The organism is Belliella calami, from assembly GCF_022549695.1.
In the GTDB taxonomy this organism is placed as follows: domain Bacteria; phylum Bacteroidota; class Bacteroidia; order Cytophagales; family Cyclobacteriaceae; genus Belliella; species Belliella calami.
Map to the genome: position 1 here is coordinate 20,149 of NZ_JAKZGS010000020.1, position 25,523 is coordinate 45,671.

A 25,523-nucleotide genomic window follows, 5' to 3' on the forward strand; every position below is an offset into this window, starting at 1 on the left:
AATCAAATCAGCAGGTTTATAACGTAATGAAAATAGCAGTATATAGAAAAGAGCACTTCAATTGTGCGCACAGATTGCACAATTCGAATTGGTCCGAAGAGAAAAATCAAGAAATTTTTGGCAAGTGTAATAATATAAACTATCATGGGCATAATTATGAATTGATTGTAAAGTTGTTTGGTCCTGTAGATCCAGAGACGGGTTATGTTTATGATATGAAAATACTATCTGACCTTATCAAGGAGCACGTTTTAAATAAATTTGATCATAAAAATTTAAATTTAGATACAGATGAATTTCAAAACCTTAACCCAACTGCGGAAAACATTGCTGTGGTTATTTGGAATATTCTAAGAACTAAAATTGATAAAAAACACGAATTAATTATTCGACTATATGAAACAGAAAGAAACTTTGTTGAATACGATGGGAATTAATATCAGTCGGGATATTGACGAAATTGGAGATGAACATGTAGGGACTTCATTTGACACGCCACTGAGAGAAGATGCATTTGAAATGGATGATGAGCTGAAAATTGAGCTCATCGAAAAGCACTTCAGGGAGATCATGCATGTGCTAGGTTTAGATCTTACTGATGACAGCTTAAAAGGTACTCCCCGTAGAGTAGCCAAAATGTACATTCAGGAGATATTCAGTGGTCTTGATCCCAAAAATAAACCAGAAGCGAAGCTTTTTGAGAATAAATATAAGTACAATGAAATGCTTGTTGAAAAGGATATTACATTCTTTTCGAACTGTGAGCATCATTTTGTTCCAATATATGGGAAAGCTCATGTCGCTTACATATCAAATGGGACAGTGATAGGCTTATCCAAGATCAATAGGATTGTACAATATTTCGCCAAAAGACCCCAAGTTCAAGAAAGACTTACGATGCAAATCGGAAATGAATTGAAAGAGATACTGGGAACCGATGATGTTGCTGTAGTAATAGATGCTCACCACATGTGTGTATCTTCAAGAGGAATAAAGGATGTAAATAGTTCAACTGTGACTTCATTCTACAGTGGAAAATTCGAAAAAGAAGAAAGTTCAAGAAATGAATTTATGAAATACATTTCTTTATAAAATAGTACAAACTAAACCAGCGAAAAAAAGCCAAAACGAAAATTTTTGGCTTTTTTTTATAATCTAAAATTTTAAACATTTTTTACCATAATTGCTTAATTATAAAACAACAAATTATGGAAAACAAGAATATTGTAGTCATCGGAGGCAATTCAGGAATAGGGAAAAGCTTAGTAGAAAAACTAGAGAAAATCGGGGCAAATGTTTTTAGCTATTCTCGAAGTGCAGAAGGGGAAAATGAACTTGATGTCACCAAAGAATTTACAGATATTTTAGGACTTCCAGATGTAATTGATGGATTGGTATATTGTCCTGGGTCTATCAATTTGAAGCCCTTTCACAGATTTTCTTTGGAGGATTTTAGAAATGATTATGAAATCAATGTACTTGGTGCAGTCAAAGTTCTTCAATCTTGTTTGAAAGGGTTGAAGAAATCAGATTCAGCATCTGTAGTTCTTTACAGCACAGTTGCCGTAGGTATAGGATTGGGATTTCATGCGTCTATTGCAAGTGCTAAAGGTGCTGTAGAGGGGTTGATCAAGTCCTTGGCAGCAGAATGGGCTCCAAATAGGATCAGGGTAAATGCTGTGGCTCCATCTCTGACAGACACCCCTTTGGCAAAACAACTTTTGGGAAATGATGACAAAAAAGAAGCCTCAAAGAAAAGACATCCACTAGGCAGATATGGTCAGCCTAGTGATATTGCTTCAGCTACACTATATTTGCTTTCGGAAGATGCATCTTGGATGACGGGTCAGATTTTACACTTGGATGGAGGGATTTCTTCTGTGAAAGGTATATAAATTTGTTTTTTTTTAAACAAAACATACAAAGATAAAGTAGTAAAGTAGGGTATGTTCCCAGAGTAATAAGTACAACGATTATGAAGACTCCACCGGAATCATTTTTGATTTTCAAGGAAGAATTGAAAAAGGCCAGACTCGAGAAGGAAAGGCTTCAGAAGGAATATGAGCATAAGTTGTCTGAAATGAATGTTGAATTGGAGAGGTTGAAGGAACAAATCTCCGCACAACAAGAGCTGATGAAGACAACTTTGGAATATGCTATACGTTTGGAAGAAAACTTAGATACCTTCAAAGTAGAGGTGACGAATGCACCGACATTGAAAAAAAGGTCATTTCACTAACCCACCAAATTAACCTTTAATAAAATGAACGCTACTATCAATATCACAGAACTTAGTAATTTTGACTTGGATTTTGAAGAAAGAGATGCCAAAGTTTTCGCAAGCCGCGAAAAAAAAGTTGTTGTATGTCAACTACTTTCAGACTACGTTCCCATAGATAATTTCAAAAATATTTTCTTGAAAATATCTGAAATTATCAAACAAGGTGGATACGAGAAATTTATTTTCGATAAGAGATCTTTGAGGGCTTTTCACCAGCCAAGTATGGAATGGTATTTTTTACATTGGAAAAATGAAATGCTTGAATTTGGAGTTAATCAACACAGGAAAATATTGCCGCCAGAGAAATGGTTTGAAAAAATGGTGATGATCGCCAAAGAGCAAATCCTAAAAAATAATCCAAATAATGTTATTGAAAAATTGGATATAAAGTATTGCAATTCAATAGAAGAAGCGATTGCCGAATGATGAAACATTTTACCAAAGAGGAGTTACTTAATTCCGAGAGTGCCTTTAGAAGAGATTTTGTAAATTCTTTGTCAGGTTACAAAAGTTTAAATCTAATAGGTACAAAAAATACAGCAGGGATTACCAACCTTTCTCCATTTTCCCAAGTTTTCCATATCGGAGCGAGTCCTCCTTTGGTTGGGGTTTTATTTCGCCCACATACAGTAGAAAGGCATACGCTTGAGAATATTATCGAAACTCAATTTTTCACGCTCAATCATGTACATGAATCTTTTTACCAACAAGCTCATCAGACAGCAGCGAGCTATAAGGAATCGGAGTTTGTAGCGACAGGATTAAAAGAAGCTTATAAGAATGATTTTTTTGCACCTTTTGTGGAGGACAGTCCAGTTCAGTTGGCTTGTAAGTTGGTGGAGACGCAAACCTTACAGGTAAATGGAACTGTGCTAGTCATAGCATCTATTGAGGAAGTTCATGTGGAAACCGAAGGACTTAGAACCGATGGGTCTTTGGATTTGGAGAAATTGGGAACAGTTACTGTCTCTGGGTTGGATGAATATTATGTTGGAAAGAGATTGGCTAAATTGAGCTATCCAAAGCCCGGGAAGGATTTGGAGGTTTTGATTGATTTTTGAAGTTAAAACCGTATGTCTTTATTGGAATTGACTCCCTCTGGACTTTATTGTCCTCAAGCTGATATTTTTATTGATCCTTGGAAGCCTGTTGACAAGGCGGTAATTACACATGCACATGCCGATCATTCGCGATGGGGGATGAAGCATTACCTTGCGCACCACCACTCCGAAGAAGTGATGAAGCTAAGGTTAGGTCAAGATATTAACATTCATACAGTTGGATACAATGATCCTATTTCGATCAATGGTGTGGATATTTCACTGCATCCTGCCGGTCATATTCCAGGTTCATCCCAGATAAAATTGGCTTACAAAGGAAAAATAGTCGTAGTAAGTGGAGATTACAAAGTGGAGGACGATGGATTGTCTGCTGCTTTTGAACCTGTGAAATGCCATGAATTTGTGTCAGAATGCACTTTTGGCTTGCCGATATATAAATGGGAGTCACAAGACCTTATTTTTCAAAAAATAAATACTTGGTGGAAATCAAATGCTGATCAGGGCCGAAATACTGTTTTGTTTGCCTATTCACTTGGAAAAGCGCAACGAATAATCAATAATCTTGACCTGTCTATAGGTGAAGTTTTTGCACATGGAGCTGTATGGAATACTAATCAAGCATTGATTGCCAATGGAGTCAAAGTAGTAGATATCGAAAAAGTCACTCAAGATACTCCCAAAAATAGGTTTAAAGGTTCTTTGATTATTGCACCTCCTTCTGCGATGGGTACACCATGGATGAAAAAGTTCTCACCTTACCGAACAGGAATTTGTTCGGGGTGGATGAATATTCGTGGGGCAAGAAGAAGAAGTGCGGCAGACGCAGGGTTTGTATTGTCGGATCATGCTGATTGGGAAGGGTTGATTACTGCCATTCAAGCTACAGAAGCAGAGAAAGTTTATTTAACTCACGGGAGTACAGCTGTTTTTGGAAAATATTTGCAAGAAGAGCTTAGGATTCATTCAGTAGAACTTGAGACATTATTTGAAGGAGATAGGTTGGACGCTAGTGAAGATTAATTATAGTGTTGGGTCTTTTTAGTCAATTTTTCCAGTTGTGGTTTTAGGTAGTCGAAATACAAAGCCAAATATTCTTCCGAAAATTTTCGCGTTTAATTTCATCAATTGTCAGGTGCTGATTACCTTTGCGCATGGCAGAACAGATTTTGATCCTAGATTTTGGTTCTCAGTACACACAGCTCATCGCCCGAAGAGTTAGAGAACTCAATGTATATTGTGAAATTCACCCTTACAACAAGATTCCAGAAATAACAAGTGACATCAAAGGTGTTATTTTGTCTGGAAGCCCTTGCTCAGTTAGAGACGAAGGCTCCCCAGACCTTGACTTGGATAGCCTAAGAGGTAAGCTTCCACTTTTGGGGGTTTGCTATGGTTCACAACTTCTCGCTCACAAGTATGGCGGCGAAGTACTTCCCTCTGAGATTAGAGAATATGGACGTGCAAATTTGAGTCATTTGGATACCCATTATGATTTGCTCAAAGAAATGAGTCATGGATCTACCGTATGGATGTCTCATGGTGATACGATCAAGGAATTGCCAGAAGGTTTTGATGTGATAGCAAGTACCTCTTCAGTAAGAGTTGCAGCATTCAAGATCCAAAATGAAGAGACTTACGGGATTCAGTTCCATCCGGAAGTGACCCATTCATCAGAAGGAAAAAATCTCCTTAGAAATTTTGTGGTTCAGATTTGTGGATGTTCCCAAGATTGGACATCAGATGTATTTATCGATGCGACTGTAGAAGAGCTTAGAAATAAGTTAGGAGATGATAAGGTAGTCATGGGGCTTTCAGGAGGGGTAGATTCTTCTGTAGCAGCTACTTTGATCCATAGGGCTATTGGTGCCAACCTTTACTGTGTATTTGTTGATAATGGACTTTTGAGAAAAAATGAATTCGAAGAAGTGCTTCATTCTTACAAAGACATGGGGCTAAACGTAATAGGTGTTGACGCAAAGCAGCGTTTTTATGAAGCTCTATCATTGATATCTGACCCTGAGGCAAAGAGAAAAGCAATAGGGAATGCTTTTATCGAAGTATTCGATCTTGAGGCAAACAAGATTGACGGAGTGAAATGGCTTGGTCAAGGGACAATTTACCCTGATGTGATTGAATCCATTTCTGTCAAAGGTCCTTCCGCGACCATCAAGTCTCACCACAACGTGGGTGGACTTCCTGATTTCATGAAATTATCTGTAGTGGAGCCATTGAATACACTTTTCAAAGATGAAGTGAGAGAAGTGGGGAGAGCTTTGGAAATTCCAGAAACGATCGTAGGTAGGCATCCTTTCCCTGGGCCAGGACTTGCGATCAGGATTTTGGGAGATATTACAGCCGAAAAAGTAAAGACACTACAAGAAGTGGATTATATATTCATCCAAGGCCTCAAAGACCATGGACTCTACGATCAGGTATGGCAAGCAGGAGCAATCCTTCTACCAATCCAATCTGTCGGAGTAATGGGAGATGAAAGAACCTATGAAAAAGTGGTAGCGCTTAGAGCCGTAGGTTCAGTAGATGGTATGACTGCAGATTGGATTCATTTGCCTTATGAATTCTTGGGAAAAATGTCCAATGAAATCATCAATAGAGTCAAAGGGGTGAATAGAGTAGTTTACGATATCTCATCTAAGCCACCTGCAACGATAGAGTGGGAATAGATTGTAAATTGAAATACCGATTTAAGAAGAGTTAGTTTGAATCCCCAATATTTTAAAAGCCCTACCTTGTTTCATTTCTATTTAAGGAATGAAAAGGTTAGGGCTTTTTGGTTTTATTTTGTTTGTTATTTTTCAAAAAGTGGCAAAATATCAGTCCAAGTCTGCTCCGACAATGGTGAAATGTTATTGAAATAATGCTTAAGTTTTTCTATGAAAATATTATTGACGCATGATCAAGTCACTAATAGAACCATTCTTTTCAAAAAGTTCTTCAAAACTTTACTTTTCCTTATCATCATTTTACCACCGTCCTTGGTATAGCCGCTGGTAGTCTGCTCAGCATTTCATTGTTCAGGAGCTGAGTGCTATTGGTGAAGCTTGATACATTGATTACATTATTATTTTGCCTTCCTATGAGTACCACCTCATCACCAAGTTTGGCTTCCTTGATGTGTGTGATGTCAACCATAAACAAATTCATATTGATCAATCCAACGATCGGTGCCTTTTTTCCATGAATCAATACTTGGCCTCGATTAGACAATGCTCTAGGATAGCCATTTGAATAGCCTAAAGGCATGACTGCAATGGTCATTTTGTGCGTTGCTTGAAATGATGTTCCATAACCAATAAACTCGCCCTGTTCCACATCCCTGATATCCATAATGTCCGTTTTCCAAGAGAAGATTCGTTTAAGTGAAGCATCTGCCTTTTTGTTGGTTTCATGCAAATGTGCATAATAGATATCGGGACTAGGCCAAAATCCATATTGCGCAACACCGATCCGAACCATGTCATACACGGTGTCTTTCATAGCCAAAGCTGCTGCAGAGCAGGCAATATGCCTGATGTTTGGTTCTACCTTCTTTTCGCGACATTGCTTCAGGAACGCCTTGTAGCGCTTGAGTTGCATATCAATTTTAAATTGATTTGAAATGGATTCCGCCCCACCGAAATGTGTGCAAAGTCCTTCAAAGGTAATATGCTCAGTGTTTTTCTTGAGAAAATTAAGCACTTTGATGAAATCCTTCTGAGGCAAGCCTGTTCTATTTGCCCCTGTTTCTACTTCGATATGAACCTTTGCTCTTTTTCCAGTTTTTTTTGCGGCTTCGAGAGCCTGAGGTAGACGTTCGTAGTTATAGACAAAAAACTCAATGTTATGTTCTATTGCCCAAGGAATATCTTCTTCGTAAATAATGCCCATGATCATTATCCGGCTTTTTGGCGAACAGACACTTAAGACTTCTTCTGCCTCAAAGCTTGAAGCGACAGAAAAATGATCTATCCCACATTTTTCTGCCATTGGTACAAAAGTCCTGATGCCATGACCATAAGCATTTGCTTTGACTACTGATGATACGATTACATTTTCACCTATTTTTTTTCTGATAAAGTTAATGTTGTTTTTGTATGCAGATTGTTTTAGTTCAATCCTAGAAGAATGTCTTACCATGATTTTTTTGTTTCTAACCAAGTATATGAACGTCCCCAACTCTCCTCAGCCAATTTTCTAATATTCTGGATTTCTTCATCCGGGACGTTCTCCATTTTGTCTATTGCCTCCAAGTTGTTGTAATGAAAGGCATAAATTCGAGCTGCAAATTCATTCAGCGGCAAAGATGATTCGCCATAGATCTCACCATTTCCATAGACAGATGGTTTGACGTTTTGCCCCCAGTCTTGCCTTCCTTCATTGTTGGGATTGAGGAAGTAAGCTCTATATACACCCTTTGGATCCTTGTCCACCCGAAGCAACGAGATAGCATGAAATCCCAACATGTCGCCCTTTGAGCTTGTTATGAAAATCCCCACTGGATTGGGATAAATCAACCTGTGTCCACCATTGTATTTGGGGTGGCACATGGCGTAAAATACCCTGATGAACCCATCAAAATCTACGATGGCATTGTACAAATAATCATAAGCCGATGCAAAACCGATCTGGATCCATTGCCCATAAAGGGCAGGATTGACCCATTTGTGAGGGTCCTCTGCTCTACCTGATGCTCTTAGCATCATTTCATTGTAGATTTTGTCCAGCATCGGAACCAAAGTCACTGATACTGCATCTAGGTTGTGATCAAGGTTTTGTACTAAGCCCATTCCTACTGCTGAGGCTTTGATTTCCTGTGCCTCAAATCTAAATGTGAGGTCATTATATGTTGCTGCTGTCTGTACCATGTTGATCAGTTTGGCGGGAGCATGCTGGCTCCACATGCTGATCCCACGTGCGCTTTGGCAGGTTGGATTGTTGCCTTGACCTACCCCGAGTGGTTGACCCAAAACACGAAACAATGCCCCCATCAAATATTGCAAAGCACTGATCTTTTCATGCGGTGTTTTGGTCGATTTCAATATCCTTTCCTCTACTTCAGGATGGATGTTGATAGTAAGCATGTTTGCCAATCCAGATCGAACAGCTTCTCTTGAGAAAATTCCGGATTCTAGCATTTTGGCAAGTCCATAAATACACTGTGCATTGTACGGATGGATAGTTTTTAGAATCAATTTGGAAATGAACTCCTCGTATTCTTTCCACCTAGCCGTGCCAGCTTCACTAAGCCCCAAACAGTCTGGAATCAAATCTTTGTGCCCTTTTTCAATAAGAAATTTCACTAACACTGGATGGTATTGGCTTACCAAACCAAAACTCAACATCGATTTACTCATCTCAATAGACTCAGCTTCCAATTGCTCTTTGGAAAAATCCTTAAGCGAAGTCTTATATTCTTTGAAATTCTTGTCTATCGTTTTGACGGTTGGTCTATAAATACACCTTTGGAACTTCAAAAGCTTTGAATCCAGATCAATTGTCGGGTCTAATTCGATTTTCTCTTTCACCAAAGCGATGATTTTTCGCTGTTTTTCTGTTACTACTGGCCTTTGTTCGCATATCAAACTCAGCTCCTCGACGAGTTTTTCTTTGACATTATCAAGCTTGGTTTCTTTGGAAATGAATTTGAAAAGTGTGTGGACTTTCTTCAATTCATGTTCACTCATTACCAACCGAGTTTCTTCTAGGGGTTCATTGAAGACAAATTCTAAATTTGCTACAATCACCTCTTGAATGAAGTTTTCGGCATCTTTGGCACTGAATCCTTTTATTTTCATTTTTCCATTGGCAATTGCCAATAGACGTAATTCACTTAAGATCTCTATGGTCGAATTTGGGTGCGAACTTTTAAGCGTTCCATTTACTAAGCTAGCTACTAGTTTGGAAGGATCAGCCCATGGTGAGCCATCAAAAATACCTGCTTCAGATAAGCCTCCAATGTTTTGGAATATAAAATCGAGTCCTTCTGAACTGTCAATTTGCAAATCAATCTGCCCCATTAATTTTTGGGCTTTTTCAGGTCTGGTAAGTGCTGTCGCCTGACTGAACTCCTGGAAAAGTTCTTCGAATTTCTGATATGTGTTGTCTGTAAGCACTTGATTATGCATAAAAAAGCTGAATTATTTAATGTGTGTTTTTCGTTTTTTTGTACTGGTAAAATGTAAAAGTACAACCTTTCCAAAATGGGAGGTTGTACTTTTGGTTTGATCAAATCATTTTAATTAATGATAAAAATCGACATTTTCATAATGTAGGAGAAGTTCTGTCATTCTGTCTGGATCTTCACCCTTGAAATTTACCGTGCCAAAATGATTCCCAAAACCTTCTCGGCTATTGATCTTTTGGTTGGTGTAAGGAGGGATTAGGTTGTGGTCTAGGAAGTATGATTCTTCTTTCAGTTCCTCAGGAATCTCAAGCTTATTGATCACGTTTTTGTGAGGATAGATCATCACATTTCCGTAAAATTGATTCGGTCTTGCATCCAAAGGAGGAAGGATTTCTTTCAATTCTTCTTCTGATAAATTTGGATCGTGGCAGAGAACAAAAGCTCCTAAAGCATCGAAATCGTAAGCTTTTCCACACAACTCCAATATATGACCGCCTGGGATTCTGCAAGCGACTTCTCCGAAGCTCAATTCATCGTTTTCAGTCAGGAACCACTCTGGGTGAATCATTCCATATTCTATTCCAAAGAGATCAACCAATTTTTGCATTTCTTTCATGATTTTATCACGTTTGGAATGCAAGTGATGTCCTTCTGGAATGAAGTTAGAATAACCCAGTTTGACATATTCTGTAATATTGAGGAATCGGATTTTTCCACCATGGATAAATGCCTCACACGAAAACTCTGTACCAGGTAAATGACTTTCTGCCAAACACGGGAAATCACTTTCTTGACATTTGTCTTCAATATCTTGCATTGATCTCAAGAGCCTGTGCCCCACAGTTCCTGCCGAGGCAAAAGGTTTGATATGAACCCAACTATCTTGCTCTCCATCTATTTGAAGGTTTGCTTGGTTCAATCTTTTCATAAAATTTTTGACGCCTTCCTTATTATAAACCTCTTCGAATAGACCAACGCGCAATCCACCTATCAAGGCTTTTCTTTTCATCATTGCCTTATTTCGGAATAAAAATGCTCGATTTAGGACACGAGGATCACCTCTATAAATGGAATTGAGCGCTCCAGCCCATTCCACTGTTTCTTCAAAAAGAGGAACTGCCACATCGGCATTGAAAGGTTTTAATTTTTCATATAAATCAAGAGAATTTGATGTGTCACTCCATTCGTCAAATTGATAGCTTACAAAAGGGATATCATGCTCTTTGGCATATCCTTCAAAATCTGGAAAAGAAACGACAACATAAGGTTTGTTGAGCTTTTGCATACTTTCTATTACCGGTAAACTCCATCCCATTAATGCAAAACACTGTGCCATAATTATATCTGTTTAGTTAAATAAAAATTTCATTTACAGATAAAGCCACAAAAATGCGTCCAATAACAAGTTTTTGTAATATTATTTAGAGAATTGTTTATAAACTGAAATTAATTCGTACAATATTTATAAATATGCTATCAGAGGAGAGCCTAAAACTGTTGTGGCGGGAAAAAAATACCCAGTTATACCTTTGTTTAAGGAATTTCAGCAAAAACTAAAATCACCAATAAGGGCAATGGGCTGATCCATTTCGGAAACCATCGTAAATGTTATATCGTATTCTCAATCCTGTTTCTAATCCAATGTTTTTTGCAGACTCACTGAAACTTTGGAATCCGTGCTCTTCATATTTCCTTGGGACATTCATGGCTCCAATTGCTGTTCTGATATCGAAACCTACGCTCAACTTTTGGGAGATAGGAAGGTTCATTCCAAAGCCTGCAATAAATCCTCCGTCAAATTTGTTGATATGTGAAATAGACATTCTGTGCCAACTTCTCTGAATCCTTATATTATTACCGGAAGGATCGAAGAATTGCCTGTCGATGGTTACCATTGATTCTTTGATAAAAAGATCAACGGCCATGGAAGTGTATACGCCTCCAATGAGATAGAAGCGATCCCTATTGTCTAGTTTGTATTGCAGGGTAAGCGGTATCGAAATATAATCCAATCGAAGCTCTCGATTGAAGGTGTAAGATAAATTCACAGTATTGTTATCTGAATCTACATCAGAAGCAGTAAAGCCATATTCTATATCAATCCCTCGTTGAGTATAGCCAAATCCAATTTCCGCCGAAAGCCTTTGGGTGATTTCATATTCCAAAAAAAGATAGGAAAACAATCCGAGCCTTAGATCTTTGACTAAATCGGTTTCATAATAATGTCTAAAAGATGATGTCCCTCCTTGTCCAGGTGAATCGGGTGGGGACTGATTCATTTCAATTATGGGGGTTTGTTTTATGCCTGGGGAATAATGATCATGGAAATTGCTAAAGCTAACTCCTGTTCGAATACCTACGTTGATTTTTTGTGCGTATCCAGGAAAATAAAAGAGTAAGAATATAAAGAGTAATATTTTTCTCATGGTTTCTGTCAATAAAATCAATGCTCGGTTCCGTAATAAATCCACATTGGCTCTGTCTTTCATCCTCTTTCAAAACCTAGTTTGGGATAGAAATCAAGGGCTTCCCCGTCGGCAGTCAGTATTTGCATATGAAAGTCAACGATTCCCCGCATGATTTTTTGTGAAAATTCACTTTCTAGAGTTATAGCTAATAATCATGATTTGTTGTAAAACAACTTCAAAAATAACTTTAATTTTCAATAATGAATTATAGTTGTGAATAAAAAATATGGTGATAAAAAATTCTTTAAATTTACTGTTTATCCAATGAAAATTTGACACAATTTGAAATAGTTTGGCTTTTTGTGAAGGTGCTTACTTAGCTGAAAAGTAAAGTAAATGTTGTTTTCTCTCCTACTTTTGAAGAGACTTCCAGACTTCCTTTGTGGAGGTTCATGATCTGTCTTGAAATTGCCAGCCCTATTCCAGATCCTGTTTTTTTGGTAGTGTAGAATGGGACAAATATCCTGCTCAATGCCTCTGGGACTATGCCCTCTCCAAAATCAGTAACTTGAATGTAAGTTCTATAGTTGCTGTCCAAACCAGCTTTCAGGTGTATTTCCTTTTCGTTGGATTCCGACATAGCTTCTCGTGCATTTTTGATAAGGTTGATCAATATCATTTGGATTAGATCTTGGTCAGCCAAGATTTCCAATTCTTCAGGACTTACCTTGTATTGGATGTAAAGGTTCTCTTGAGTAAATTCCTCTTTGAAAAGGATTCTGATGTTTTCGAAAAGTGTTTTTACTGACACTACTTTTAAATCTGGAGGAGGGATATTTGTGAAATCCCTGTAAGCATTGACAAAATCAACAAGTCCTTTGCTACGATTTGAAATTGTATGTAAGCCTTCTTTTAGATCGGTAAAACTTTCGTAGTTGATTGCAAATTGTTCATCAGCCATAGGCATCGAGTCCTCACGTAGTATAGTGCCTAACGAACTCGCCAAGCTTGCTATAGGTGTGATGGAGTTCATGATTTCATGTCTCAATACAGAGGTGAGGTTTTGCCAGGCTTCCAATTCCTTTTTTTGCAATTCTGTGTTGATATTTTGGAAAGAGATCAGGGTCCATTTTTCCCCATCTACTATAAATACGGTCGATTGGAAATTCAAGTGGAGGTCTGTATTGACCTTGAAGGAAAAAGTATCACCTGGGTTTAGTTTTTTGATAACCTGCAAGAGGTCATTGGATAATTTCCCCAAATCATTGATATCCTTAAACTGTGGGATCTGAAGGAGCTGTTTGGCAGCGCCATTGATGATTCCGATTTTCCCATTTGTATCAAAAGAAATGATTCCTGTATTTATCTGCTGAATCATGATTCGGAGAAAAAGCATTTGCTCTTCTTTTTCTGCCCGAGTTTTTTTGAATGCAGAGATAACTTCATTGAATGAAAGGTTCAGCTCTCTAAAAGATTTTCCCAGAGAATCATCTTTTGTGAAGGTGGAGGAAAAGTCTGAGTACCGAATAGATTCCAAGAACCGGCTTATTTTTCGATTGGTTTTATTGCAATAACTGATAAGATTCCAAGTCAGGATAGTTACTAAAAGCAAGAAGAACAGTCCATGAACCAAGGAGTCATATTTCAGGTAAATCCAATTGCCAATGAGGGCTACGATGATGATCAAGGTAACTCTTAGGATGATGCCTATATTGAAAGATTTAAAGCCCATACCTTTCTAGTCTTCTATACAATGATGACCTAGTAAGCCCAAGTTCCTCAGCAGCCCTTGTGATATGCCCGTTATGCTTTTGCAATGCTTTTCGAATCAATATTTTTTCTACATCTTCTATATTCAAATGCTCCAAAGAGACAAGATCTTCTTGTTTCTCTGGAGAAAGTTGCTTGTGTACAAAGAGATCCTCTTGTTGCAAAATGCTATGGGAAGTCATGATAACTGCCCGCTCTATGCTATGCTGCAGCTCACGGATATTGCCAGGCCAATGATATTTTTGCATCCTTTTGATAAGGCCATCACCTAATTTTCGAATGTCTTTTTGATATTTTTTGGAGTAGGTTTCTATAAAATGATTTGCCAAGATGGGAATGTCTTCCAACCTTTCACGCAATGGTGGGAGTGTGATTTCTATGGTATTTATTCGATAGAGTAGATCTTGGCGAAATGAATTCTCATGGATCATCTGATGGATTGGCATATTGGTAGCTGATATCAGCCTGATGTCAACTGATACAGGTTTATTAGCTCCAACTCTAGTGATTTCTCTGTTCTGCAAAGCAGCAAGTAACTTTGATTGTAATGCCAACGGGAGATTTCCTATTTCATCCAAAAATAAAGTGCCTGAATTTGCCTGCTCAAATCTGCCAGTTCTATCATCTTTGGCATCTGTAAATGCTCCTTTTTTGTGACCAAAAAGCTCACTTTCAAACAAAGTTGTGGTTATCGCACCTAAATCTACGCCTACAAATGGAGCCCTGTGTCTTTTGGAGTTTCTGTGGATTGCTCTTGAGATCAATTCTTTTCCAGTGCCATTTTCTCCTAGGATCAATACATTCGCATCGGTTTTGGCAACTCTCTCTATCGTTTCAAAAACCTTGATCATGCTCGCACTCTGCCCAATGATGTCTTTGAACTTGCTGTCAATGTCTTGCAAAAGTTGCTGTTGCTGGGATTTTAATTGAGTGACTTCCAGCTTTGATTCTCGGAGTTTGAGCGCTGAATTCAGCGTCCCCAGAAGTTTTTCATTCTCCCAAGGTTTCAGGACAAAATCCGTAGCTCCTTCTTTGATCGCCTTGACAGCAGTATTGATATCCCCATAGGCCGTGATCAATACCACTACAGCAGAAGAATCAATTTCCAAAATCCTATCAAGCCAATAAAATCCTTCCTGTCCACTGCTCACATCCTTGGTGAAATTCATGTCCAGCATGATGATGTCATATTGTTCGTTTACCATCAAGATTGGAATCAGTCCAGGGTTTGTCTCAACATCCACTTGGCCAAAATGCCTTTTGAGATAGATCTTTGCAGCTTTCAAAAGATCTTCATTATCATCAATGATGAGGATTTTCCCGGATTTTTGTTCTTTCATGGTTTTTTATACTGTAGAATTTCAAATAAAGCCTTTCATTTTTCCAAATGCATATTTGAGGTTACTCAAATTTTGCAAAGCAATAAGCCAAAACTTATACCGATTTCATAAATCTGTAAATAATATTCCAAAATCTAGCGCTATCAATGGATAAACCTATTTTTTAAATTTTTCAATTAAACTAAATTACAAATTCTGATTTGTTAAACTACAATGATTTTGTTCGCTGACGGACGAAATTGTTCGTATTTCACCAAATGGAAATATGATGAATGTCCAAAATGAAGCTCACAGCAGGGTTTTTTAGTGGCATGTTATTGGAAAAGTGGTTGGCACATAGAAATTGAAATATTCTGAAATGGACAGAAAAATTGAGAAAAAAACTTGGACTCCAAAATTGATCATTTCCTTATTGGGAGGATTGGTGATAGGAGGTTTTATATTGTATCAACTTGTCTTGGCGGACAATAGATCCACAATGAATGTAAACATGGAAAGGATTACTATAGCCACGGTCAAAACTGGCGAGTTTACTGACTATATTCCTGTAAGTGGATCAATTGAGCCTGGGGAAGTTTTCTTTCTCGATGCATTGGAAGGAGGAAATATCCAACAGATCATCAAAGAATCAGGAGCGATAGTAGATGTAGGAGATACGATACTTTTACTTTCCAATTCAAAACTTCAACTTGAAGTAATGGAAAGGGAATCTGGTTTGTACTTTCAGATCAACAACCTCCGCCAAGTTAGACTTCAGCTAGATCAAAATGATCTTAGTCAACAAGGCCAATTGGCGGAAATTGATTATCAAATCAGCTTGCTCAAGCCTCAATACCAAAGATTCAAAGAATTGCATGAAAAGAAATTGGTTTCTGATCGGGAGTTTGAAGAGGTTCGTGAGCAATATGAATACAATGTAAAAAGAAGGAAATTGACATATGAAGCGTATCGCAATGATTCCATTTCTAGGGTAAGCCAAAAAAGGCAACTTCAAGATTCCGAATCACGCATGAACCAATCTCTCTTTGGTGTAGGCCATATTTTGGACAATCTCGCTGTAAGAGCCCCTATTGCTGGTCAACTTTCGACCGAACAGATAGAAATTGGGCAGGCGATCAATCCGGGTCAGCGATTTGGACAGATTGATATCATGGACAAGTTCAAAGTAAGGGTTCAAATCGATGAACTTTACTTATCAAGGATTTTTACTGGCTTGAAAGGGACCTTTAATTTGGCAAATAGCCCTTACACAGTTGAGATTTCCAAAGTTTATCCAACAGTGACAGCCGGAAGATTTGAAGTTGATATGATCTTTTCGGATCAAGTACCAACAGGCATTCGTCGTGGGCAGACAGTTAGGATTAGGTTGGAATTGGGAGAAAGCGAAGATGCGGTGCTTCTACCAACAGGCAGTTTCTATAAGGATACAGGAGGGAATTGGGTATTTGTAGTCGATCAACTAAGTGGGAAAGCTGAAAAACGAAACATCAGACTGGGTAGAAAAAACCCTGAGTATTATGAGGTCATAGAAGGTCTGAATGCTGGTGACAAAGTCATCATCAGTGGGTATGAAAACTTTGGGAACAATGAAGTTTTGAATTTGAAGTAAGAACTGAGGTGTAAGAAGACTTGTCCGCCGCTGCGGATGAGACATGAGAAATAAGATATGAGATTTGAGACACAAGATGTGAGACGACAGTGATAAAAAAATGAGAATATGCCCTTTAAAGCCTGTCCCGTGCCGATAGTTATCGGTACGGGAGGCATTTGATAAAAGTATCGGGTAATGACCTAATGACAAAAAGAATTAAATTAAAAATTTGCACTGAAAGTGCAACTGACACTAACATTGGGTTGAAACCCAATGCAATGGTAAATGTCTGATTCACTTTTGCCCTGACGGGGCAATTGAATAGCTGAAGAGAATAAAGAAATATCAAAAAAAGTGTCAAGTAAATTCAGTACGCTACAACTTGAAAGAAAAAAAATCAGATTAAATCAATCTATAAATCCAAGATATAACATCAACGAAATCTAAAATCTAATTATACAGACACATGGAAGACATCATCAAAACCAACAACCTAAAGAAACTTTACGCTACCGAAGAAGTGGAAACCACAGCTTTGGAAGACATCAATATCAAAATAAAAAAGGGTGAATTTGTAGCAATCATGGGGCCGTCGGGCTGTGGTAAATCCACCTTGTTGAATATCATTGGGCTGCTTGACAATCCCGATAGCGGTGAGTATTATTTTTTGGAAAAAGAAGTCGCTGGGTTTTCAGAAAGAAAAAGGTCTCAATTGCGAAAAGGAAATATCGGCTTTGTATTCCAAAGCTTCAACCTTATCGATGAATTGACCTGCTATGAAAACGTCGAACTTCCACTTTTGTACTTGAAAATCCCTTCTGATGAAAGAAAGAAAAAGGTAGAAGAAGTGCTCACAAGAATGAATATCATGCATCGTAAGGATCATTTTCCACAGCAATTGTCAGGAGGTCAGCAGCAGCGTGTAGCTATCGCAAGGGCAATTGTTGCAAAACCGGAAGTGATACTGGCAGATGAACCAACAGGAAATCTTGATTCTGCCAATGGTGAAGAAGTAATGCGGCTTTTGGAAGAACTCAATAATGAAGGCACTACGATCGTGATGGTAACCCACTCCCCCCATGACGCCAATTATGCACACAGAATCATCAATTTATTTGATGGAAAAGTAGTGACGGAAAATATCAGAGAACAGTTTCATATATAGGTTTAGGACAACCTTTGAGGTTTACAAAAACCTCGGAGGTTTAAAAGAACTACAAGTAAGTGGCTAGCCAATTACTGGTAATTTCAAGGAAAAGGAGACCTACTTAGAATCAACTACATTTCATTCTTCATCATAATTAAAAAATCAATTTGCCATGTGGAAAAACTACTTTATCGTCTCCTTTAGGAACTTGAAAAAGCGGAGGCTTTATACTGGAATCAATGTTTTAGGTCTTACTGTGGCCATAGTTAGTTTTCTGGCCATAGCACTTTTTATTTATCATGAAGCCACTTACGATAGGATGTATGGAGATGCTGACCGGGTGATCAGATTTTCACAGCGATTTTCCATGGCTGGAGAAGAACAGGTTACAAGTATGACCCCTTCGGCCCTTGTCCCTACATTGATGGAGGAAATGGAGGAGGTAGAGGTGGGTACCTTGATAATGGATTACAGTATTTTTGCCTCTGTATTGGTAGACTCAGGTGAGGGCAATCAGGAGGAAAATAAATTTGCTTATGTAGATGAAAATTTCTTTGAAATATTTGATTTGAAACTTTTAGCAGGAGCAGATGGTAAATTATTGTCTGAACCAAATCAGATCGTATTGACAGAATCTACGGCGCAAAGGTATTTCCAAAAACCTTTTGAGGCTGTGGGAGAGATTATCAAAATAGATGGGAAAGATTTTCAGGTTACAGGAATTGTGGAAAATTTCCCTAGCAATAGTCATATTGATTTTGATTTTTTGGCTTCATTTATCACCACAAGACATGGGAAAGACCCACAATGGAGTCCCGCCAATTATTATTCTTATGCCAAACTAAAACCTGAAACAGACCAAAAGGTATTTGCGGGGAAGTTGGATCAGATGGTGGAAAAGTATTTTGGAGAAGAAATGAGAACTTATGGGTTTGAGGTAAGTGTCATTTTTCAGCCCTTGACTTCCATCCACTTGGGATTCAGTCAGCTGAAACACATCAAGCCGGCTATAGATATCAAAAACTTATACATATTTGGGACAGTTGGCTTCCTGCTGATCTTGATAGGGATTATCAATTATGTTAATTTAGCCACGGCTGAAGCCACCGAAAGAAATAAAGAGGTAGGACTTAGAAAAGTGTTGGGTGCTGACAGGCCACAGCTGTTTGGACAATTTCTTTCTGAATCCATGATTTTATCATTTGTGGGCTTAGTTTTCAGTCTTGTAATTCTATATATTTTGAAAGGGAATTTGGAAGATTTTTCTGGTATACCCATTCAAATTGATCTACTTTTTAGTCCTTTGGGGTTTCTAATGCTTTTGGGGTTAATGATGTTGATAGGGCTGTTTTCTGGTTTTTATCCAGCATTGATTCTATCAGGAATGGAACCTCTTCAGGCTTTGGGAAAAAAAATAAGTGGTGCTATTGGAGGTGCTTGGCTTAGAAGAAGCCTAGTCGTATTCCAGTTTTTTGTATCCATAAGTCTCTTGTTGGCTACTTTTATTGTCAAGAATCAGTTGGATTATATGCAGACTGTAAACTTGGGGTATGACAGGGAACAAGTAATCGCTTTAAATTTTCATTACAATATGAGAAATCAAATCCCAGCTCTCAAAAGTGAAATGGAAAGAACGGGATCTGTTCCATCTATCAGCTTGAGTAATTCCCTTCCTATCTTTATTCAAGCAGGATATTCTGTTTCTCCAGGTGGAGACAATGACAAGGATTTTATGATCACAGGCTTTGCCGCAGATCATGACATCCTGAAGACTTTGAATCTAAACCTGCTTGCAGGAACCGATTTTTCAGATCAAGATATCCATCTGAGTATGGCAAGTGAAAGTGAGGACGAGATGAATGTGATTTTCAATGAGGCTGCTATCAAAGAACTAGGTTGGACAATAGAAGAAAGCATAGGTCGAAAAGTGAACTACAACGGTACAATATCAAATGTGAAAGGTGTGGTGCAGAATTTCTACTTTAATTCACTACACCATCATGTGGGACCATTAGCCATATTTATCGAGCCTTCTGAGGCCAATTGGATTCTTGCCAAACTTCCTGCCGGAGATCCGAAAGAAAGCCTGGCTAAAATGGAAAAAGTTTGGAAGGGGACTTACCCAGACAGACCATTTAATTATCGGTTTTTGGATGATGAATATGGCAAGTTGTACCAAAGTGAACAAAATATATCTCGTATTTTTCAGCTTTTTTCAGGCATAGCGATTTTCATTGCATGTATGGGGTTGTTTGGATTGGTTTCCTACGTAGCCATGAAAAGAACTAAGGAAATTAGTGTCAGAAAAGTATTGGGGGCAGATTCTCTAGATGTGTTGAAAGTACTCTCTTCAGATTTCTTTGTCCTCTTAGCTGTATCTGCGGTTATGTCCGTTGGCTTTGGGCTATGGTTTTCAAGTATGTGGTTGGAAGGATTTGCTTACAAGACTAATGTCTCCTTTTTTATCTATGTTTTGTCTATTTTCTTGGTAGCTGTCATCGCCCTTATGACCATAGTTTATCGGACAGTAAAAGTATTCCGCTTAAATCCAGCAAAGACACTGAAGACTGATTAGGGGATAAGACAAGCAGGATACAATTGAGCCTATTCAACATTCAAGCGAAATCTAGAAAATAGTATAAAGTGAATTCAGAAAAAGAAAAAGAATTTCAATAATAACAGTATGTATAGCAACTATCTAAAAATTGCACTTCGTGGCCTTACCAAACACAAATTGACTTTTTTTATCAATTTGTTTGGACTTGCTCTTGGGCTTTGGGCTACGATCACCATTTCGCTATGGGTGAAGAGTGAATTGAATATGAATGCCTCTTTCCCTGAAATTGATCAGGTTTATAGGATCATGGAGCATCAGCGATATGGCTCGGAATTTTTTACGACAAGTTCCACTCCAGGTATTTTGGCTCCTGCATTGAAAGCAGAATTTCCGGAAGTTGAGCGTGCAGCTTGTTATTCTTGGAATGAAGACTTGCTATTTATAGCTAATGAAAACCGTTTCAATCTTAATGGTTTTTATGCAGAACCAGATTATCTCCACATCATGCAATATGAATTTTTACATGGGGATAGAGACAAGGCAATGACTGAAAAAAACCATATAGTCCTGACAAAGGAATCGGCTATCAAACTTTTTGGTCAGGTAAATGTGGTAGGCGAGTCCCTTGTGATCAAAGAAACAGGCGAAGAATCTTCATACATTGTTGTAGCAGTGATAGACATAAAATCCTATGAAAGTAGTGCTTCATTTGAGTTTATCATTCCTTTTCAGGTCATGTTGGATAAGCCATATAATGAATGGCTTAGCCATTGGGGTAATAATGGTCCTAGTACAATAGTTCGGTTAAACAAAAATGTAGATTGGGAAGCTTTTTCAGCAAGCATAGAAGACCTCATCGTCAAGAAAAATGAGGGAAGCAACATAAAGCTGTTTGCCTATCCCCAAAGAGACCTATACCTACATGGGAAGTTCAAAGATGGAATACAGCAGGGAGGCAGGATTGAATATGTAAAGTTGTTTGCTTTGATCGGCTTGTTTGTATTATTGATAGCCTGTATCAATTTCATGAATCTTTCTACAGCCAAATCACAAAAAAGGGCAAAAGAAGTTGGGGTAAGAAAAGTAGTCGGAGCCGAAAAAAATGAGTTGGTGCTTCAGTTTTTGACGGAGTCCATGTTGGTTACCTTTATTGCAGGTTTTGTCTCCCTTATTTTTGTAGAATTGAGCCTGCCTATATTCAATAACCTTACTGGGAAAACGCTAAGTGTTCCTTATGGTGATTGGGTTTCATGGGTGCAATTTATCATGATTTTGTTGTTTACAGGTTTGGTAGCGGGGAGTTATCCAGCTTTTTACCTATCTGCGACCAAAGTTGTTATGGTTTTTAGAAATTTCACCAAATCTGGAAAAGGTGTAGTAATTGCGAGGAAAGGACTGGTATTGTTTCAATTTATACTCGCTACCATGTTGATCATTGCCACGATAGTGGTTTACAAGCAAATCAATTTTGCTATGAACAAGAACTTGGGCTATGAAAAGGATCAGTTGGTCAGTGTTTTTTTGGAAGGAAGCATGTATGAGAACTTTGAGGTTTATAAAAGACAAGTTGAAGAGATTCCGGGAGTATTGGCAGTCACCAGGTCAAACCATTCCTTAATGGGTCGAAACTCAAACACAGGTGGTATATCATGGGAGGGAAAGGATCCGGATTTCAGTGCGCTTTTTGAGATAATGAGTATTGATTATGGTTTTGTTGAAGCCATGGGGATGAAAATGATAAAAGGCGAAGACTTTTCTCCTGATAGGGTTTCTGATTCGATCAATAAGGTGATTCTTAATAGACGCGCTTATGAAATGATTGCTCAAGATGATCCAGATCCTGTAAGTATTAAGTGGGGGACAGATGTTCAGATTTTGGGTGTAGTGGAGGATTTTCACTTTCAAAGTCTGCACTTGGGGATGGAACCCGTAATCCTTCGTTTGGATCCAGATAATAGTTTTATTGCCTATTTCAAAATAGCAAGTGATGATGTCAAATCGGTAATTTCAGAAATCAAGTATCTTTCTGAGAGTTTTGAGCCTGATTTCCCCTTCCAGTTCAGTTTTATGGATGAGAATTATTCCCAAATGTACCAAGAGGATTTGAGGACAAAAGAGCTAGCAAAGTATTTCAGTATTCTGACCATATTGATTTCATGTCTGGGTCTATTTGGCCTATCGGCTCACGTAGCAGAGCAAAAGACCAAAGAAATTGGTATTAGAAAGGTTCTCGGAGCTTCAACCTTATCCATTTTGAATGTTATCAATAGGGAATTTATCATGATAGTTTCCATTTCGATTTTGTTTGGTTCGGGCATAGCATATTGGTTGATGCAAGATTGGTTGGAGGCATATGCATATCGAGTTGACTTTGAATGGTGGTTTATTCCTTTGGCAGCTGTCGGTATATTAGTTATAGCATTCCTGACAGTGAGCCTCCAGGCATTGAAAGCAGCACAGATCAACCCAGTAAGAAGCTTGAAGAGCGAGTAATGGGGAAGGAGGAAATAAGAAGGAAGAATTAGGAAAAAGCAAAGATGAAATCAACCCCGAATGGGGTTAAACCTTCAATAGCCCCGTATGAAATGCGGGGAATAAAGAGGATGGGTTGGGTCATCAACCCCGAAGGGGTTGAACTTCTTCAATCAATAGATAAAGTGTCAAGTTATTTCAATTCTAAACCTCCCATTTCCTTTGGTTTCTGTTTTCGCCCGCACACGGACAAAGATGTTCGCATTCAAATCCTAAAAGATATTCAAATCCTTTGTTTTGGCTGTTTTGAGGAGGTTTTCTTTGGCATTGGTATTGAAAAACCAATACTGTCAAAAGGAATTTAAATTGTATGCTCAAACCTTTATTTATACATCATGATTTACAATAATATAATAATCGCATGGAGGAATCTAACCAAAAGGAAACTCTATGCTTCTATCAATATTTTCGGATTGAGTCTTGGAATCAGTTCTTGTATGTTGGTTTTTGCCTTGGTTTGGCATATCAATAGTTTTGATAAGTATCATAAGAATGCTGACAATATATATAGACTAGTTACGAATACCTTCGAAGGTTCAAGAGAGTACCACACACCAGGAGTTCCAGCTGTTTTGCCAGAAGCATTTCAAAATGATTTTTCAGGCATAGAATCTTCTGTACTTATTTCGGGTGGTCACAATGGCTTGATTACAGTACAAGAAGCAGGTCAGGCAAAGTACTTTATGGAATCTGGGCTCGCTTATACTACAGATGCTTTTTTTGAAGTTTTTGATAGGGAAGTTGAAGGTGGACAGTCTGTGAATATTCTTGAAAAACCAAATCAGGCAGTGATTTCAAAGAAGTATGCGGAAAAACTTTTTGGAAGCACTGACGTCATTGGCAAAACTTTCCAGTTTCAAAAAGGAGATTTGTATGCTGTCACAGCTGTGATGGAAGATTTTCCTAAAAATACCGATTTTCCCTTCGAGGTTTTTCTTTCTTATGAAAACCTAAAGAAAAGTCGGGAGTCGGGAGGTTGGAATAGCATTCATAGCGATGATCAGTTTTATTTGGTAATCAAAGAAGATCGTGTGAAAGAATCGATCAACTCAGGTTTAGCTGCATTTGTCGAAAAATATTTGGGGGATAATAATAGAGAGAATCGCACGCATCTTTTGCAACCTCTGACTGAGATCCATTTTGATGAAAGATATAGTAATTTTCGCTATCAGGTCTCTTCCCATACCAATAAAATCATGATAGGTGTGGCTATTTTTCTTTTGCTCACAGCAAGTATCAATTTTATAAATCTCAGTACAGCATTATCTGGCAAACGATCCAAAGAAGTCGGACTCCGCAAAGTTTTTGGTGGAAATAGAAGTAATATTGCAGGACAGTTTTTGAGCGAAACGGGTATTATTTGTCTTTTTGCCGTTTTCATAGCCTTTGTCATCAGCAGCTTGGCAATGCCATATATGAATGATTTTCTTGGCACGGAAGCAGATTTTTCTATTATCTTTTCTCCTATAGGTCTTTTGACTGTTTTTTCAATTTGGTTGATCATCAGCTTGATATCTGGTGCCTATCCATCATTGATTATCAGTAAACTGAATCCGATAGGAGCGATTAGGGAACAAAATCAATCCAAGCAATCAAAAACTTATGTGTTGAGAAAAGGATTAGTGGTTTTCCAGTTTATGATAACCCAGTTTTTTATTATTGGCACATTGGTATTGGTAATGCAGATGAATCACTTACGTTCTGCAGATATTGGTTTCCAAAAGGATGCGGTAGCAACATTCACATTACCCGAGCGCGATTTGGATAAATCTCGAAGGTTAGCAGAAAGATTGCGAAATCTTCCCAATGTGGATATGGTTTCAGTTTCATTTACTGAGCCAGCCTCCGGATCCAGTTCTTCTACCAATGCAATTATGGTGGAAAGTAATGAAGAATATACAGTCCATATCAAACCTGCTGATGAATATTACCTCGATACTTACGGGCTAGAATTGCTTTATGGAGAAAACCTTATCAAAGAAGATACAATCACCCGGTATCTTGCTACAGAATCTTTTGCAAAGAAGGCAGGATTTGAGAATCCAGAAGACCTGCTAGGAGTCTATGTCAATATTGGAGGGATTGAAGCTCCAGTAGCTGGTGTTGTTAAGGATTTCTATTCCCAATCGCTCAAGTCTGAGATAGAACCGACATTTATTTTCCAAAACCACCATCATTTCAGGACGGTGGGTGTCAAAGTTAGTGAAGCGAATGCCAATTTGGTAATGGAAAAAGCAGGAGAAATCTTTGTCAACCTTTATCCGGAATACCCATTCGAGTATAGTTTTTTGGATGAAAAAATTGCAAATTTCTATGAGTCTGAACAAAGGATGAGCACACTCTTCATTATATTTTCATGTATTGCTGTGGTTGTAGGATGTATAGGATTGTATGGACTGGTATCTTATATGGCAGCCATGAAAACCAAAGAGATTGGGGTTCGAAAAGTCCTTGGTGCGAGTTCAGCCCAAGTCTTGACAATGTTTTCCAAAGAGTATGTGGTTTTGCTGCTGATAGCATTTGCCTTGGCAGCTCCGCTCGCAGGATACCTTATGGAAAAATGGCTGGAAGACTATGCTTCTAAAATTCAACTTTCGTGGCAGTTTTATCTTTTTTCTCTCTTACTCGTAGCGGGGATAGCATTCCTTACAGTTGGTTATAAGTCCATTCAGGCCGCTTGGGCCAATCCTTCCGTTTCCTTAAAATCTGAATAAT

The 25,523-nt window shown here is 38.2% G+C and carries 19 protein-coding genes; 13 read left to right on the forward strand and 6 right to left on the reverse strand.

The features are described from left to right. The first annotated feature begins 26 nt into the window (after nucleotides 1-26). From MM236_RS17340 to guaA, 8 genes are all read left to right on the forward strand, one after another. Nucleotides 27-437 carry a 6-pyruvoyl trahydropterin synthase family protein gene (locus MM236_RS17340; RefSeq protein ID WP_241276257.1) on the forward strand — a complete coding sequence of 137 codons (411 nt, stop codon included), beginning with the start codon at nucleotides 27-29 and terminating at the stop codon, nucleotides 435-437. Then, a complete protein-coding gene (gene folE, locus MM236_RS17345; protein WP_241276258.1) occupies nucleotides 397-1,092 on the forward strand; it encodes a GTP cyclohydrolase I FolE in 696 nt (231 codons plus the stop codon). The genes MM236_RS17340 and folE overlap by 41 nt, the downstream gene beginning before the upstream one ends. Before the next feature lie 116 nt (nucleotides 1,093-1,208). After that, entirely contained in the window at nucleotides 1,209-1,895 is a 687-nt protein-coding gene (locus MM236_RS17350) for an SDR family NAD(P)-dependent oxidoreductase (protein ID WP_241276259.1), read from the forward strand. An 80-nt stretch (nucleotides 1,896-1,975) separates the two neighbouring features. Beyond that, nucleotides 1,976-2,239 (forward strand): hypothetical protein, encoded by a 264-nt coding sequence (locus MM236_RS17355; RefSeq protein WP_241276260.1) that lies wholly within the window; start codon nucleotides 1,976-1,978, stop codon nucleotides 2,237-2,239. A gap of 24 nt (nucleotides 2,240-2,263) precedes the next feature. Further along, the gene (locus tag MM236_RS17360; RefSeq protein WP_241276261.1) at nucleotides 2,264-2,707 is read left to right on the forward strand and encodes a hypothetical protein; all 444 of its coding nucleotides are present in this window, start codon (nucleotides 2,264-2,266) and stop codon (nucleotides 2,705-2,707) included. Further along, nucleotides 2,704-3,342, forward strand: coding sequence for a flavin reductase family protein (locus MM236_RS17365; protein ID WP_241276262.1), 639 nt, complete (start codon nucleotides 2,704-2,706; stop codon nucleotides 3,340-3,342). Before MM236_RS17360 ends, MM236_RS17365 begins: the two co-directional genes overlap by 4 nt. A gap of 12 nt (nucleotides 3,343-3,354) precedes the next feature. Then, nucleotides 3,355-4,362, forward strand: coding sequence for a ligase-associated DNA damage response exonuclease (locus MM236_RS17370; RefSeq protein ID WP_241276263.1), 1,008 nt, complete (start codon nucleotides 3,355-3,357; stop codon nucleotides 4,360-4,362). 131 nt (nucleotides 4,363-4,493) lie between these two features. After that, a complete protein-coding gene (gene guaA / locus MM236_RS17375; protein ID WP_241276264.1) occupies nucleotides 4,494-6,023 on the forward strand; it encodes a glutamine-hydrolyzing GMP synthase in 1,530 nt (509 codons plus the stop codon). Nucleotides 6,024-6,318: 295 nt separating this feature from the next. Here guaA and alr read toward each other — a convergent pair whose 3' ends face one another. From alr to MM236_RS17405, 6 genes are all read right to left on the reverse strand, one after another. Further along, on the reverse strand, nucleotides 6,319-7,476 hold the full coding sequence (gene alr, locus MM236_RS17380; protein ID WP_241276265.1) for an alanine racemase: 1,158 nt from the start codon (nucleotides 7,474-7,476) through the stop codon (nucleotides 6,319-6,321). Next, nucleotides 7,470-9,464 carry a hypothetical protein gene (locus MM236_RS17385; protein WP_241276266.1) on the reverse strand — a complete coding sequence of 665 codons (1,995 nt, stop codon included), beginning with the start codon at nucleotides 9,462-9,464 and terminating at the stop codon, nucleotides 7,470-7,472. Before MM236_RS17385 ends, alr begins: the two co-directional genes overlap by 7 nt. Nucleotides 9,465-9,578: 114 nt before the next feature. Further along, entirely contained in the window at nucleotides 9,579-10,799 is a 1,221-nt protein-coding gene (locus MM236_RS17390; protein ID WP_241276267.1) for an ATP-grasp domain-containing protein, read from the reverse strand. Nucleotides 10,800-11,022: 223 nt separating this feature from the next. Beyond that, nucleotides 11,023-11,889: a porin family protein gene (locus MM236_RS17395; protein WP_241276268.1), complete on the reverse strand. Its 867-nt coding sequence runs from the start codon at nucleotides 11,887-11,889 to the stop codon at nucleotides 11,023-11,025. A 358-nt stretch (nucleotides 11,890-12,247) separates the two neighbouring features. Continuing rightward, a complete protein-coding gene (locus MM236_RS17400) occupies nucleotides 12,248-13,603 on the reverse strand; it encodes a sensor histidine kinase (RefSeq protein WP_241276269.1) in 1,356 nt (451 codons plus the stop codon). Further along, nucleotides 13,593-14,981, reverse strand: a complete 1,389-nt coding sequence (locus MM236_RS17405) for a sigma-54-dependent transcriptional regulator (protein WP_241276270.1) — start codon at nucleotides 14,979-14,981, stop codon at nucleotides 13,593-13,595. Before MM236_RS17405 ends, MM236_RS17400 begins: the two co-directional genes overlap by 11 nt. A 358-nt stretch (nucleotides 14,982-15,339) precedes the next feature. Here MM236_RS17405 and MM236_RS17410 point away from each other — a divergent pair, with 358 nt between their 5' ends. From MM236_RS17410 to MM236_RS17430, 5 genes are all read left to right on the forward strand, one after another. Then, nucleotides 15,340-16,590, forward strand: coding sequence for an efflux RND transporter periplasmic adaptor subunit (locus MM236_RS17410; protein ID WP_241276271.1), 1,251 nt, complete (start codon nucleotides 15,340-15,342; stop codon nucleotides 16,588-16,590). A 448-nt stretch (nucleotides 16,591-17,038) separates the two neighbouring features. Beyond that, on the forward strand, nucleotides 17,039-17,737 hold the full coding sequence (locus MM236_RS17415; protein ID WP_241276272.1) for an ABC transporter ATP-binding protein: 699 nt from the start codon (nucleotides 17,039-17,041) through the stop codon (nucleotides 17,735-17,737). A gap of 154 nt (nucleotides 17,738-17,891) precedes the next feature. Further along, nucleotides 17,892-20,294, forward strand: a complete 2,403-nt coding sequence (locus tag MM236_RS17420) for an FtsX-like permease family protein (protein WP_241276273.1) — start codon at nucleotides 17,892-17,894, stop codon at nucleotides 20,292-20,294. A 108-nt stretch (nucleotides 20,295-20,402) separates the two neighbouring features. After that, nucleotides 20,403-22,769, forward strand: a complete 2,367-nt coding sequence (locus MM236_RS17425; RefSeq protein ID WP_241276274.1) for an ABC transporter permease — start codon at nucleotides 20,403-20,405, stop codon at nucleotides 22,767-22,769. A 374-nt stretch (nucleotides 22,770-23,143) separates the two neighbouring features. Continuing rightward, complete coding sequence (locus tag MM236_RS17430; protein WP_241276275.1) at nucleotides 23,144-25,522, forward strand: FtsX-like permease family protein; 2,379 nt, start codon at nucleotides 23,144-23,146, stop codon at nucleotides 25,520-25,522. Nucleotide 25,523 lies beyond the last annotated feature (1 nt).

Coding starts and splice junctions, on each gene's coding strand:
- MM236_RS17425 (WP_241276274.1), top strand. CDS start 20,403: ATGTATAGCAACTATCTAAAAATTGCACTTCGTGGCCTTACCAAACAC.
- MM236_RS17430 (WP_241276275.1), top strand. CDS start 23,144: ATGATTTACAATAATATAATAATCGCATGGAGGAATCTAACCAAAAGG.
- MM236_RS17390 (WP_241276267.1), bottom strand. CDS start 10,799: ATGGCACAGTGTTTTGCATTAATGGGATGGAGTTTACCGGTAATAGAA.
- MM236_RS17415 (WP_241276272.1), top strand. CDS start 17,039: ATGGAAGACATCATCAAAACCAACAACCTAAAGAAACTTTACGCTACC.
- MM236_RS17420 (WP_241276273.1), top strand. CDS start 17,892: ATGTGGAAAAACTACTTTATCGTCTCCTTTAGGAACTTGAAAAAGCGG.
- MM236_RS17370 (WP_241276263.1), top strand. CDS start 3,355: ATGTCTTTATTGGAATTGACTCCCTCTGGACTTTATTGTCCTCAAGCT.
- MM236_RS17355 (WP_241276260.1), top strand. CDS start 1,976: ATGAAGACTCCACCGGAATCATTTTTGATTTTCAAGGAAGAATTGAAA.
- guaA (WP_241276264.1), top strand. CDS start 4,494: ATGGCAGAACAGATTTTGATCCTAGATTTTGGTTCTCAGTACACACAG.
- MM236_RS17350 (WP_241276259.1), top strand. CDS start 1,209: ATGGAAAACAAGAATATTGTAGTCATCGGAGGCAATTCAGGAATAGGG.
- alr (WP_241276265.1), bottom strand. CDS start 7,476: ATGGTAAGACATTCTTCTAGGATTGAACTAAAACAATCTGCATACAAA.
- MM236_RS17410 (WP_241276271.1), top strand. CDS start 15,340: ATGGACAGAAAAATTGAGAAAAAAACTTGGACTCCAAAATTGATCATT.
- MM236_RS17385 (WP_241276266.1), bottom strand. CDS start 9,464: ATGCATAATCAAGTGCTTACAGACAACACATATCAGAAATTCGAAGAA.
- MM236_RS17400 (WP_241276269.1), bottom strand. CDS start 13,603: ATGGGCTTTAAATCTTTCAATATAGGCATCATCCTAAGAGTTACCTTG.
- MM236_RS17405 (WP_241276270.1), bottom strand. CDS start 14,981: ATGAAAGAACAAAAATCCGGGAAAATCCTCATCATTGATGATAATGAA.
- MM236_RS17365 (WP_241276262.1), top strand. CDS start 2,704: ATGATGAAACATTTTACCAAAGAGGAGTTACTTAATTCCGAGAGTGCC.
- MM236_RS17360 (WP_241276261.1), top strand. CDS start 2,264: ATGAACGCTACTATCAATATCACAGAACTTAGTAATTTTGACTTGGAT.
- MM236_RS17395 (WP_241276268.1), bottom strand. CDS start 11,889: ATGAGAAAAATATTACTCTTTATATTCTTACTCTTTTATTTTCCTGGA.
- folE (WP_241276258.1), top strand. CDS start 397: ATGAAACAGAAAGAAACTTTGTTGAATACGATGGGAATTAATATCAGT.
- MM236_RS17340 (WP_241276257.1), top strand. CDS start 27: ATGAAAATAGCAGTATATAGAAAAGAGCACTTCAATTGTGCGCACAGA.